At 71.8% G+C, this 12,210-nt stretch carries 14 protein-coding genes; 10 read left to right on the top strand and 4 right to left on the bottom strand.

Going from position 1 to position 12,210, the window contains the following annotated elements:
* Positions 1 to 616 precede the first annotated feature (616 nt).
* From OG386_RS16185 to OG386_RS16170, 4 genes are all read left to right on the top strand, one after another.
* Entirely contained in the window at positions 617 to 961 is a 345-nt protein-coding gene (locus OG386_RS16185; RefSeq protein ID WP_328788748.1) for a DUF1330 domain-containing protein, read from the top strand.
* A 93-nt stretch (positions 962 to 1,054) separates the two neighbouring features.
* Positions 1,055 to 1,498, top strand: a complete 444-nt coding sequence (locus OG386_RS16180) for a DUF3995 domain-containing protein (protein ID WP_328788747.1) — start codon at positions 1,055 to 1,057, stop codon at positions 1,496 to 1,498.
* Positions 1,491 to 2,003, top strand: coding sequence for an RNA polymerase sigma factor (locus OG386_RS16175; RefSeq protein WP_328788746.1), 513 nt, complete (start codon positions 1,491 to 1,493; stop codon positions 2,001 to 2,003). Before OG386_RS16180 ends, OG386_RS16175 begins: the two co-directional genes overlap by 8 nt.
* Entirely contained in the window at positions 2,000 to 2,452 is a 453-nt protein-coding gene (locus OG386_RS16170) for a hypothetical protein (RefSeq protein ID WP_328788745.1), read from the top strand. Before OG386_RS16175 ends, OG386_RS16170 begins: the two co-directional genes overlap by 4 nt.
* Before the next feature lie 614 nt (positions 2,453 to 3,066).
* Here OG386_RS16170 and OG386_RS16165 read toward each other — a convergent pair.
* Entirely contained in the window at positions 3,067 to 4,131 is a 1,065-nt protein-coding gene (locus tag OG386_RS16165) for an alpha/beta hydrolase (RefSeq protein WP_328788744.1), read from the bottom strand.
* A gap of 68 nt (positions 4,132 to 4,199) precedes the next feature.
* Between OG386_RS16165 and OG386_RS16160 the strand changes: the two genes are divergently transcribed.
* Positions 4,200 to 4,976, top strand: a complete 777-nt coding sequence (locus OG386_RS16160) for a hypothetical protein (RefSeq protein ID WP_328788743.1) — start codon at positions 4,200 to 4,202, stop codon at positions 4,974 to 4,976.
* A 79-nt stretch (positions 4,977 to 5,055) separates the two neighbouring features.
* On the opposite strand, the gene OG386_RS16155 is transcribed toward OG386_RS16160, so the two are convergent.
* Both OG386_RS16155 and OG386_RS16150 read right to left on the bottom strand, forming a co-directional pair.
* On the bottom strand, positions 5,056 to 5,457 hold the full coding sequence (locus tag OG386_RS16155) for a hypothetical protein (RefSeq protein WP_328788742.1): 402 nt from the start codon (positions 5,455 to 5,457) through the stop codon (positions 5,056 to 5,058).
* Complete coding sequence (locus OG386_RS16150; protein ID WP_327383279.1) at positions 5,457 to 5,864, bottom strand: DUF6325 family protein; 408 nt, start codon at positions 5,862 to 5,864, stop codon at positions 5,457 to 5,459. Before OG386_RS16150 ends, OG386_RS16155 begins: the two co-directional genes overlap by 1 nt.
* Positions 5,865 to 5,977: 113 nt before the next feature.
* On the opposite strand from OG386_RS16150, the gene OG386_RS16145 reads away from it, so the two are divergent.
* Both OG386_RS16145 and OG386_RS16140 read left to right on the top strand, forming a co-directional pair.
* Entirely contained in the window at positions 5,978 to 7,348 is a 1,371-nt protein-coding gene (locus tag OG386_RS16145; protein WP_328788741.1) for an FtsW/RodA/SpoVE family cell cycle protein, read from the top strand.
* Entirely contained in the window at positions 7,345 to 8,805 is a 1,461-nt protein-coding gene (locus tag OG386_RS16140; RefSeq protein WP_328788740.1) for a penicillin-binding transpeptidase domain-containing protein, read from the top strand. Before OG386_RS16145 ends, OG386_RS16140 begins: the two co-directional genes overlap by 4 nt.
* A gap of 48 nt (positions 8,806 to 8,853) precedes the next feature.
* Here OG386_RS16140 and OG386_RS16135 read toward each other — a convergent pair whose 3' ends face one another.
* Entirely contained in the window at positions 8,854 to 9,963 is a 1,110-nt protein-coding gene (locus tag OG386_RS16135) for a ferritin-like domain-containing protein (protein ID WP_328788739.1), read from the bottom strand.
* A gap of 168 nt (positions 9,964 to 10,131) precedes the next feature.
* Between OG386_RS16135 and OG386_RS16130 the strand changes: the two genes are divergently transcribed.
* From OG386_RS16130 to OG386_RS16120, 3 genes are all read left to right on the top strand, one after another.
* Positions 10,132 to 11,061 (top strand): AurF N-oxygenase family protein, encoded by a 930-nt coding sequence (locus OG386_RS16130; RefSeq protein WP_328788738.1) that lies wholly within the window; start codon positions 10,132 to 10,134, stop codon positions 11,059 to 11,061.
* Positions 11,062 to 11,176: 115 nt separating this feature from the next.
* A complete protein-coding gene (locus OG386_RS16125) occupies positions 11,177 to 11,890 on the top strand; it encodes a TetR/AcrR family transcriptional regulator (RefSeq protein ID WP_328788737.1) in 714 nt (237 codons plus the stop codon).
* A gap of 10 nt (positions 11,891 to 11,900) precedes the next feature.
* A complete protein-coding gene (locus tag OG386_RS16120; RefSeq protein ID WP_328788736.1) occupies positions 11,901 to 12,170 on the top strand; it encodes a hypothetical protein in 270 nt (89 codons plus the stop codon).
* Positions 12,171 to 12,210: the final 40 nt, after the last annotated feature.

The raw sequence follows: 12,210 nt of genomic DNA, 5'->3' as shown, positions 1-12,210 counted from the left end.
TGGGGGTTTCCCGTCAGTCCGATCGTCTCCGGGTCGGGCCGGTCCCTCAAGGGCGCTCCTTCGTCGCGTCGCTTCGCGATGTCGCTGCGCTCCACCCTTGACCGCCCGTCCCGCCCCGGAGAACCGAAGACTGCCGAGAAACCCCCAAAAGAACGGGCCGGGGATGCCTTCCAGGGACGGGGTGGTCGGAGACACCCATCCCTGTCGGGCGCGAAGGGCCACGACCGAGAGACGGGCCCATCCCGACCCGGGCCGGGTCGGTGGGCGCACCCCATCGCTACGCGCTCCTCATCCCTCAGCGTCCGACGACCGCCCTGGGCTGGACACAAGCCGCCACAGATCGCTACGCGCTCCTCCATGACCGCGACCGACGGCTGTCCGTGGCTGACAAGAGGAGCGGACGGCCCGCATAGGGACACGTGAGGCAAGTGGTCGACCTTTCGAGCCGTTCACCTCTCCTGACCTGCATTCACGACGAAATGGCCGCTGTTTCAGGACCTTTCGCCGCCGTGAGGGACAGGCCGATGGCGCAATTACCTCAGGGGTAATCGCACTGCCCAAGGGCCCCCGCTACGTTCGCGGTCATCACTCACCCCAGGAACGAAGGAGCCCCGTGGTGCCTGCTTACGGCTTCGCTCATCTCCGCAGCCGCCGGAACCACTCCGACGTCATCGAGTACCTGGAGAGGATCCAGGCGACCCTCGACCCCTTCGCCGGCCGCTTCGTCATCCACGGTCCGCCGGCCGAAGTCGTAGAGGGCAATTGGCCTGGCAGCATGGTGTTGATCGAGTTCCCCGGTCTGGCCGAAGCCCGTGCCTGGTACGACTCGCCGGACTACCGGGCCATCCTGCACCTGCGTACCGACCACATCGAAGGCGACCTACTGCTGATCGAAGGCGTCGGGCCGAACTACCACCCGGCCGAACGAGCTCGCAAGCTGCAAGAAGAAGCCGGCCGTTGACGCCCCCGAGAATTTGCCTACTCCGAGGGAACGTTTCGCTGCGACGGCTCCTCACCAGGGCGACGGAATCCTCTCGCCGACGTAGGAGAACCCATGCCGTACCGGCCCGCCGCCCCGACCCGCGCCGCCGCGCTCGTCGCCTCGGTGCTCACCCTGGACGCCGTGCTCCACCTGTACTGGACGACGGGAGCCACATGGCCCGCGGCCGACGACAAGAGCCTGTCCCACGCGGTTCTCGGGACGGACGTGCCGTTCACACCACCGGTCCTGCTTCCTCTTGTCGCCCTGCTCCTCACCGCTGCCGCCTTCGTCCTCGCCCGCTCGCGCCGGCCCCGCCCCCTGATACTCCGCGTCGGCACCCTGGCCGTAGCCGCGGGCCTCTCGCTGCGGGCCGCGGCGGGCATCTACTGGCTGTTCGCCAAGGAGACCGGCACCGCCTTCTACTGGCTCAACCTCGTCCTCTTCACCCCCCTGTGCGCGGTCCTGGCCATCGCCGCTCTCCGCGTGGCGCGGTGGAAGGAAACGGCAAGTGCCTGATGAACGGTCCAATGACCGCACGGTCCGGCTCGTGCGAGCCGCCCAGCGTGGCGACACCCTCGCCATGGCCGAACTCCTGGACGTCCTCGCCCCGTACGTGAGCCGCGTCTGCGCGCCCATAGCCCTGGGCCAGGGCGCGGACGCTGCGCAGGAAGCCCTGGTGGCGGTCTTCAAGTCGCTGCGCACGCTGAAGGAGCCGGCCGCACTGCACGGTTGGGTCCGTGCCATCGCCGTACGGGAGGCCATTCGCACCGCGCACCGCGCCGCCCGCACCGTACCGGCCGATCTCAGCGCACTCCCCGCCCGCGGCGACCCACAGCTCTCCGCCGACATCAGGGACGTACTGGGCCGGCTCTCCCCCGAGCACCGCGCGGTGCTGATGCTGCGTGACGTCGAAGGCCTGGACGAGCGCACCGCCGCCGCCCTGCTCGGCGTGCGCACAGGAACCCTCAAGTCGCGGCTGCACCGGGCCCGCAACACCTTCCGGAAGGCGTGGACGTCATGAACGAGCCCTGGCTCATCACCGACCTCGACCCCGTACGCCGCCTGCACGCCTTGGCCGGCGGCATTCGCGGCGCCTACGTGACCGAGGCGTACATCGAGGCCCCATTCGAACGGGTCTGGTCCCTGCTGGGTGACCTGGAAGGCGCCTTCGGGCAGGTCGTGCCCGACATGGAGCGGCTGCGCGTCGTCCGTCGGCAGGGCAAGCACGTCGAGGCGCTGGCGCGCAGCAGGTACGGAATGCGGGCACGGCTGCGCGGGGTGCAGCAGCCCGGCTGGTGCTGGCTGCAGAGCCGGTTCCTGCTGCTCGGCGCGGCGGCGGCGCCAGAAGGCCCGGGCACTCGGGTGGCGTTTACCGGCGGCGTGCGCCTGCCGACCCGCGCCGCCCTGATCCCCCTGGGCGTACGCCGCGAGGGCAGCCGCAGCGTTCAGCGCCTGACGGCCTTGCTGTGACGCCCCGTCTCCAAGAGTCGCCGCCGTACGGCACGCAAGACGGCCACTGAGCGAATGGGCCCGGGCCACGGGCGGCCCATGTCCAGCCCCGGCCGGTCGTCGGGCGCCCCTGGTGGGAACGCTCGAGGTCGTGGGCGGCCTGTGGCCAGCCGCAGACGGTCGTCAGACGCCACCCGAGGGAAGCACCTGCGGTCGTGGGCGGCTTATGTCCAGCCCAAGACGGTGTGGATACGCTGAGGGATGAGGAGCGCGTAGCGATTGGATGCGCCCACCGACCCAGACCCCGGCTCTGGATGGGCCCGTCTCTCGGTCGTGGCTCTTCGCGCCCGACAGGGATGGGTGTCTCCGACCGCCCCGTCCCTGGAAAGCATCCCCCGGCCCGTTCTTTTGGGGGTTTCTCGGCAGTCTTCGTTCCTCCGGGGCGGGACGGTCGGTCAAGGGTGGCCGCAGGCCATCGCGAAGCGACGCGACGAAGGAGCGCCCTTGAGGGACCGGCCCGACCCGGAGACGATCGGACTGACGGGAAACCCCCATGCGCATCCCTGATGCCGCCCGCCCGGCTCCCGCCCCCCCGAAGCCCCCGCCCGACTCCCCGCGACACGGGCGCGTGGGCCTTAGAAGCCCTCGCCCTCGCCCTCGCCCTCGCCCTCGCCCTCGCTCCCGCTCCCGCTCCCGCCCCCGCCCCCGCTCCCGTCCCCGTTCGCGGGCTGCGTGAGGATGCGCCGGAGCCAGCGGGTGCGGGCCTTGCGTGCGTCCTGGCTGAGGGCCGCCTCGGGGGCGAGGCCGTCGAAGCCGTGGAAGGCGCCCGGCCACACGTGCAGTTCGGCCCGGCCGCCGGCGCGCCAGATCGCGTCGGCGTAGGCCACGTCCTCGTCCCGGAAGGTCTCGGCCGACCCGACGTCGATGAAGGCCGGCGGGAGCCCGGACAGATCCGTGGCGCGGGCGGGGGCGGCGTACGGCGGCAGGTCCGTGGCGCCGAACCGGTCGCCGAGGAGCGCCTGCCACGCGGTGGCGTTGGAGGTGCGGTCCCAGATGTCGACGCCGGCCATCTGGTGGCTGGAGAAGGTGGTGTTGCGGTCGTCGAGCATCGGGCACAGGAGCAGCTGGCCGATCGGCGCGGGGCCGCCCCGGTCACGGGTGAGCAGCGCGAGCGCCGCGGCGAGGCCGCCGCCCGCGCTCTTGCCGCCGATGACGATGCGGTCGGCGTCGACGCCGAGTTCGGCCGCGTGCTCGGCCGCCCAGACGAGGCCGGCGTAGCAGTCCTCCAGCGGTTCGGGGTACTGCGACCGGGGCGCCAGGCCGTACTCGACGGAGATGACGGCCAGACCGAGGGGGACGGCCCATTCCCGCAGCAACTGCGGGAGTACGGACGGGGCGTTGCCCATGACCATTCCGCCGCCGTGCATGTAGTACAGCAGGGGGAGCGGTCCGGTGACCCCGGCGGGCCGGGCGCTCAGGAGCGTGACGTCCCGTCCCGGTACGCGCAGCTCCTCCACCTCGAAGAGTCCGTCGGCCCGGAGCTCCCGGACCGTGGGCCGGGGCCGGGTCGCGACGTCCCGTTCTTGCTGCGCCGCGAGGTTCTCCGGGGTGAGGGGGTCGCGTACCGCGTCCCCCAAAGCCGCCAGTACGACACTCAGTTCGGGGTCAAGAGGGGGCGTGTCCCCCGGTGCGAGGTCCATGCGGGGCAGTCAACCATAGGCGGATACCTGTTCGACTTGGGGTTGTGCGTATGGGACGCTGCTCGGCGATGAGCACCTTCTCCGTACCCCGCACCGCCTTCGTCGCCGTCGCCGCCGTAGCGGTCGCCCTCACCGCACTGGCGGGCTGCAAGGACACCCCGAGCGCCAAGGGCGCCGGCCCGGCCACCGCGCCCGCTTCCGCGGCGCCCGCTTCCACCGCGCCGGCTTCCACGGCGCCCGTCGCGGGTGCGTTCGAGCCGGAGGCGGCCCTCGCGGAGGCCCAGAAGACGCCCTACGCGGCGACCATGAAGGCCACCACCGAGGTCGCCGGGCGGGAGGCGGCCACGATGTCGGGCCGGGCCAACCTCGAGACCGTGTTCACCGGGCGGATGGAGGTCCGGACCGCGGGCGACCCGGCCATATGGGTGGAGACCGTGACGACGGCCGACGGCAACTACGTCCGCGATCGCTCCAAGGCGGGCGACGGGTGGGTGAAGGTGCCGCGTTCCGCGGACAACCAGGCGAGCTACACGGGCTACGCCAAGCTCCTGCTCGCCACCGGTCCCTCCGCGAAGAAGGGCATGGAGAACCAGGGCGGGGTTCCCGTCTACCACCTGTCCGGACGCCTCGACATCGACCAGGTGGCGTCCGTGGATCCGCGCACGCACCGTTCGATGAAGGCGAAGGGCGTCACCGGCTTCGACTGCGACCAGTGGATCGACGGTCAGGGCCGGACCGTCCGCTTCGACCAGCGCATGGATATTCACGGGACGTCGGGCGCCAACAAGGTCCTCTTCAGTGAGTTCGGGCCGGTGGAGACCTTCGCCCGGCCCGCCGAGGGCTGACCGCCCCCCGGCCGAGGGCTGATCCCCCGGCCGAGGGCGGTGAGCCCCGGCCGGGGAACGGGACCGGCCCGCGCCCTACTCAGCCGCGCAGCAGGCGGGCCTTGGCCGTCGTGAACTCCTGGGGGGTCAGCAGGCCCTCGCGGGCCAGGCCGGCCAGCTGGGTGAGCTCCGCCGCCAAGCCGGCCGAGGGGGCCGGCCCGGCCGCTGCGGTCTGGTCCGGTGGGATCGCTGCCATGGGCTCCGGCCCCGGCTCCGGCTCCGGTTCGGCCGGCTGCGGGAACTCCGGCAGTGCACCCGGCAGTGCACCGGGCGGCGGTTCGGCCGGGCCCGGCGGGCCCGCAGCCGCCGGCCCCACGGCACCCACCGAGCCGGCCGTCGGCTCCGCCGCTCCCGCCGCCCGCGCCAGCAGGCCCCGCAGCAGCGGGCGCCCCGGCGGGCGGTTCGCCGCGCGCACCGTCACTCCCATAGGGCGGATGAACATCAGGCCACCCCCGCCCGCGGGTCCGCCGGTACCCGGTCCGGCGGGATGCGGACCGAGCCGACGATCCGGCCGCCCGCGGCCCGTACGGCGATCGCCGCGTCCTCGGCCCACAGGTGTTCGACCACGAGCAGCAGCGCGCAGCTCCCGCGTTCCAGCAACCCCGCCGCCTCCTGGATGTCCTCCGGCCCGATCAGCCGCGCCACGTCCCGGCCCGTCAGCAGGCCGTGCAGTTCCACGAACTCGTCGAACTCGGCCGCCAGCACTTCGCCCGACGCCGTCCTCGTCGCCACGATCCCGTCGATCAGCCGGACCACCCCGGTCTTGCGCAGCCCCATCACGGCCTCGACCGCCGGGGCCCGCAGCTGTTCCTCCGGGAAGGCGAGGACGATGAATTCCACAGGTCCCATGCGCCTCGGCTCCTCACGTGCGACGTGCGATGTTTCCGACCGTTTATGACGACTCTTCGGCACACTATGGCATAAGCGGACATATCATCCGCCTGCTTGCTACGTTTCGGTGTATGACCGCTCTGACGGCAAAGGTGACGGAGCCCGCCCCGCCCCCGCCCCCGGGCGCCGGCGCCCCCAAGCGGCGCGGCGTCGAGCTGACCCTCCTCGCCGGAGCCGTCCTGATCTCCGTCCTCGGTCACCTCTACGTCGGCCTCGCGACCACCGGCCACGTCCCCGGCCCCGCGACCCGCTACGCCACCGGTCTGTGCGTCGCCGCCCTGCTCGCGCACCTCGCCGTCCGCCTGCGGGCCCCGTACGCCGATCCCCTCCTGCTCCCCATCGCCGTCCTCCTCAACGGCCTCGGCCTCGTCCTCATCCAGCGCCTCGACGTGACCACCCCCGGTCACCTCACCGCCGGGGACCAGCTCCTGTGGTCCGCGCTGGGCGTGGCGCTCTTCGTACTGGTCGTCGCGCTGCTCGGCGACCACCGGGTGCTCCAGCGCTACGCCTACCTCTCCGTCGCGGTGGCCCTCGCCCTGATGCTGGTCCCCGTCTTCTTCCCGGCGGTCAACGGCGCGCACATCTGGATCCGGTTCGCCGGGCTCTCCTTCCAGCCGGGGGAGTTCGCCAAGATCCTGCTCGCGGTGTTCTTCGCCGCCTACCTCGCCGCGAACCGCACCGCGCTCGCCCTCACCGGTCGCCGGCTCTTCTGGAAGCTCCGGCTCCTCCCCGGTCGCGTCCTCGGCCCGATCCTCGCGATCTGGCTGCTCAGCGTCGGCGTGCTGGTCCTGGAGCGGGACCTGGGCACCTCGCTGCTGTTCTTCGGGCTGTTCGTGATCATGCTGTTCACCGCCACCGGGCGGATCGGCTGGATCGCGATCGGACTGCTGCTCGCCGCCCTCGGCGCGTACGCCGTCGGGACCTTCGAACCGCACGTGCACGGCCGGGTGGAGGACTGGCTGAACCCCTTCGCCTCCATCGAACGCGGCGAGGGCCCGGGTCAGCTCGCCCAGTCCCTCTTCGCCTTCGGCGCCGGCGGCCTCCTCGGCGCCGGCCTCGGCCACGGCCAGTCCTTCCTCATCGGCTTCGCCGCCAAGTCGGACTTCGTCCTCGCCACCGCCGGCGAGGAGCTCGGATTCGTCGGCCTCGCCGCGATCCTGCTCCTCTACGGGCTGCTCGTCGCCCGCGGCTTCCGCGCCGGGCTCGCCCTGCGCGACCCCTTCGGGCGGCTGCTCGCCACCGGGCTCGCCTCGATCGTCGCGCTCCAGGTGTTCGTCATCGCGGGCGGCGTCACCGGCCTGATCCCGCTCACCGGCATGGCCATGCCCTTCCTCGCGCAGGGCGGCTCCTCCGTCGTCACCAACTGGATCATCGTCGCCCTGCTGGTCCGGCTCAGCGACAGCGCCCGCAGCCCCCGCCCCGCGAAGGAGCCGGACCAGTGATCCGCTACATCCGCTGGTGCGCGTACTTCTGCGCCCTCCTGCTGGTCGCCCTGCTGGTCAACATCGCCCGCGTGCAGGTCTGGGAGTCCGACGCCTACGGCGCGAACCCGGCCAACAAGCGCCCCGCCATCGAGCGCTACGCCGAACCCCGGGGGGACATCCTGGTCGACGGGCGCCCCGTCACCGGCTCCCGCGACAGCGGCCAACTGCTGCGCTACGAAAGGACGTACGCGAACGGTCCGCTCTACGCGCCGGTCACCGGCTTCTCCTCGCAGACCTACGGGACCAGCTTCGTCGAGCGCGCCGAGGACGCGGTCCTGTCGGGCACCGACCCCGGGCTCTCCGCCTTCCCGCTCTGGTACGAACTGGCCCGCGGTCGCCCCGCCGGCGGGAACGCCGCCACCACCGTCCGTTCCGGCATGCAGCGCGCCGCGTACGCCGGGCTCGCGGGCAAGCGCGGCGCGGTGGCCGCCGTCGAGCCGGCCACCGGGAAGATCCTCGCGCTGGTCAGCAGCCCCTCGTACGATCCCTCCGCGCTCTCCGGTACGGGTACGAAGGCCAAGGAGGCGTGGTCCGCCCTGAACGCGGACCCCGCCCGGCCGATGCTCAACCGGGCGCTGCGCGAGACGTACCCGCCCGGCTCCACCTTCAAGATCGTGACGGCTGCGGCCGCCCTCGACGCGGGCGTGGTCACCGACGTGGACGCGCCGACCCGGACCCCCGACCCCTACCCGCTCCCCGGGACCAGCACCCTGCTGCCGAACGCGGGCACCGGCTGCGAGGACGCCTCGATGGCGGACGCGGTGCAGTGGTCCTGCAACACGGTGATGGCGAAGATCGGGGTACAGGTCGGGCTGCGCGGGATGGTGGAGGCGGCGCGCCGCTTCGGCTTCAACGACGGGGGGCTGCGCGTGCCCTCGTGGGTGTCCCGGTCGAACTTCGACACCGACATGAGCCGGGACCAGCTGGCCCTTTCCTCGATCGGACAGTTCAACACCACGGCGACACCACTGCAGATGGCGATGGTGGCGGCGGCCGTCGCGAACGGCGGCGAGCTCAAGTACCCCTACCTGGTGGAACGGACGACCCAGGACGACGGTTCCCAGGTCCGGCGCGGCGACCAGCGCAGCCTGGGCCGGGCGATGAACCCGGCCACCGCGCTGCGGATGCAGGAACTGATGGTCAAGGTGGTGGAGAACGGGACGGGCCGCAACGCCGCGATCCCGGGCGCGGTGGTCGGCGGCAAGACGGGCACCGCGCAGCACGGGGTCGGCAACGCGGGCACCCCGTACGCCTGGTTCATCTCCTGGGCCAGGGCCGAGGGTGCGGCGCTGCCCCAGGTGGCGGTCGCGGTGGTGGTCGAGGACGCGTCGGCGGACCGGGGTGACATCAGCGGCAACGGCGCGGCGGCGCCGATCGCGCGGGCGGTGATGGAGGCGGCGCTGGCCACCGGCTGACACCCGGACCGCCGCCCGCGTGCGTCGGGGGCGGCGCCGTGGCACGACTCAGGAGGCTGCCGACCCGTCGGCGATGGCGGCCTCGACCTCCGCCACCCGCGCCGACTCCTCGGCCGCGAACCGCTCGCGGTCGAGGGCCTCGGCGATCTCCTCGTCCTGGCTCATCAGCAGGTCCAGGTTCGAGTCGCCCATGTCGAAGACGCCGAGGTCGAGATAGGCCCGCTGCAACCGCTCGCCCCACAGTCCGATGTCCTTGACGCACGGCACGATCCTGCTGAACAGCAGCTTGCGGAACAGGTGCAGGAACTCCGACTGCCCACTGATCAGCGTCGCCTCCTTGGCCGCGATCCCGAAGTTCTCCAGCACCTCCACCCCGAGCAGCCGGTCCCGCATCAGGTAGCAGCCCTCGATCACGAACTCCTCGCGCTCGCGCAGTTCCGCGTCGGTGAGCTGTTTGTAGTAGTCGCGCAGCGCCATCCGCCCGAAGGCCACGTGCCGGGCCTCGTCCTGCATCACGTACGCCAGGAGCTGCTTGGGCAGCGGCTTGGTGGTCGTGTCGCGGATCAGGCCGAAGGCGGCCAGCGCCAGCCCCTCGATGAGCACCTGCATGCCCAGGTACGGCATGTCCCAGCGGGAGTCGCGCAGCGTGTCGCCCAGCAGCCCTTGGAGGTTGTCGTTGATCGGGTACAGCATCCCGACCTTGTCGTGCAGGAAGCGCCCGAAGATCTCGGCGTGCCGGGCCTCGTCCATGGTCTGCGTGGCGGAGTAGAACTTCGCGTCCAGGTCCGGCACCGACTCCACGATGCGCGCCGCGCACACCATCGCGCCCTGTTCGCCGTGCAGGAACTGGCTGAAGTTCCAGGAGGCGTAGTGCCGGCGCAGCTCGCCCTTGTCCTTCGCGGTGAGCTTGGCCCAGTGCCGCGTCCCGTACAGCGGCAGGGCCTCCTCGGGAGTGCCCAGCGGATCGTACGGGTCCACCTCGATGTCCCAGTCGATGCGCTTGCCGCCGTCCCACTGCTTGTCCTTGCCCTTCTGGTAGAGCGCCAGGAGCCGCTCGCGGCCGTCGGCGTACTCCCAGCTGAAGCGGGCGGAGCCGGCGGCGGGAACCTGCCAGACCGGCTCGCCCGGGTTCTCGGTGTAGAGCTCGTGCGTCGACACTGACGCCCCCTCGTCTCACGTACTGCCGTGTGGGACCGGACAGTTGGCAGCGTCACACGTTGGTAGACACGGGGTCAACAAGTCGTGCGCGAGGGATTGACGACCTTGCTGACAAGCAGTCTCATAAGTAGCGACCGCCGGTAACTCGACGACGAGGTGTCCGAACCCATGACGACCGTGACCGAACGAGCCGCGCTCAAGGACGCCCTCGGCCTGCTCAAGGACCGCGAGCAGATAGCCGAGCGACTGCTCGAATCCTCGGCCAAGCACTCCTTCGACCCCGACAAGGAACTCGACTGGGACGCCCCGGCGATCGAGGGCAAGTACTACTGGCCGCCGGAACTCCTCTCCCTCTACGACACCCCGCTGTGGAAGAAGATGGGGGAGGAGCAGCGCATCGACCTCTCCCGCCACGAGGCTGCGGCGCTCGGCTCGCTCGGCATCTGGTTCGAGATCATCCTCATGCAGCTCATGGTCCGGCACATCTACGACAAGTCCCTGACCAGCAAGCACGTCCGCTACGCGCTCACCGAGATCGCCGACGAGTGCCGCCACTCGATGATGTTCGCCCGCATGATCCAGAAGGCCGGCGCCCCCGAGTACCCGGTCTCCCGCCTCAACCACAACCTCGCGCGGATCCTGAAGACCGTCTCCACCACCCCCGGCTCCTTCGCCTGCACCCTCCTCGGCGAGGAGATCCTCGACTGGATGCAGCGCCTGACCTTCCCCGACGAGCGCGTCCAGCCGCTGGTCCGCGGCGTCACGCGGATCCACGTCATCGAGGAGGCCCGGCACGTCCGGTACGCCCGCGAGGAACTGCGCCGCCAGATGCTGACGGCCCCGCGCTGGGAACAGGAACTCACCCGGATCAGCTGCGGCGAGGCCGCCCGCGTCTTCTCGCTGGCCTTCGTGAACCCGGCCGTCTACGACAACGTCGGCCTCGACCGCCGCGAGGCCGTCGCCCAGGTGAAGGCGAGCGGCCACCGCCGCGAGGTAATGCAGAGCGGAGCGAAGCGCCTCACCGACTTCCTCGACGACATCGGTGTGCTGCGTGGGGTCGGCCGCAGGCTCTGGCAGAGCTCGGGGCTGCTGGCGTAGCGCGAGGGCGCGCCGCCGGCCCGCGGTCCGGGTCCGGCCGGTGCTGATCAGGCCCGATCGAGCCTGATCCACAGGACGCCCACTCGTCCGGCGCCCGCGGGGCTACCCTGCGGACATGACCGTACGCGCGTACCGCAGGCTGAGCGTCGAGGAGCGGCGGGCCCAACTCCTCGACGCGGCCCTCTCGCTGTTCGCGCACCGGGCGCCGGAGGAGGTATCGCTCGACGACGTCGCCGAGGCCGCCGGGGTGTCCCGCCCGCTCGTCTACCGCTACTTCCCGGGCGGCAAGCAACAGCTCTACGAGGCCGCCCTCCGCTCGGCCGCCGACGTCCTCGAACTGTGCTTCGCCGAACCCCAGCAAGGGCCCCTGACCCGGCGGCTGTCCCGGGCCCTGGACCGCTACCTCGCCTTCGTCGACGAACACGACGCCGGTTTCGCCGCCCTCCTCCAGGGCGGCAGCGTCGTGGAGACCTCCCGCACCACGGCGACGGTCGACGGCATCCGGCGGGCCGCCGCCGAGCAGATCCTCTTCCACCTGGGCGTCCCCGCCCCCGGCCCCCGGCTGAGCATGATGGTCCGTACGTGGATCACGGCCGTCGAGGCGGCCTCCCTCATCTGGATCGACGAGGGCAAGCAGCCCGAGGTCGAACACCTCCGGGACTGGTTGCTGGACCAGTTCATCGCCCTGCTGACGGCCACCGCCGCCACGGACCCGGAGACGGCCGCGGCCGCCCGGGCCGCCCTCGCCCTGGAATCGGCGGACGGCCCGGTCGGGGTCCTGGCCCGTCGCGTGATCCCGGTGGTGTCCGAGGCCGCCCACCTGCTGTGACACTGGTGGGGTGAGAAGCGAACCGACCCCGTTCGAGGGCGGCCCGATGGACGGCCGGGTCCTCCCCGTCCTCCTCGGCCCGACCGGACACCCCCCGAAGTGGTACGAGATCCCCGTCCCGGCACCGGACGGCGGCCCGCCCACGGTCCTGCTGTACGAACGCGTCCCGGCGGGGCACTCCAAGCGGCTCGGCCTGCAGAAGGGATGGAAGTACGACTTCCGCCCCGCGGGCACCAAGCCCAAGATCCGCTGGCCCTGGACGAAGGTGCCGCCTCCCTGAGGTCCCCGGCACCCACCGGATCCTGCCGGCGGTGCTTCGG

The sequence above is a fragment of the Streptomyces sp. NBC_00273 genome, assembly GCF_036178145.1.
Lineage (GTDB): Bacteria > Actinomycetota > Actinomycetes > Streptomycetales > Streptomycetaceae > Streptomyces.
This window is presented reverse-complemented; position numbering and strand designations above follow the sequence as displayed.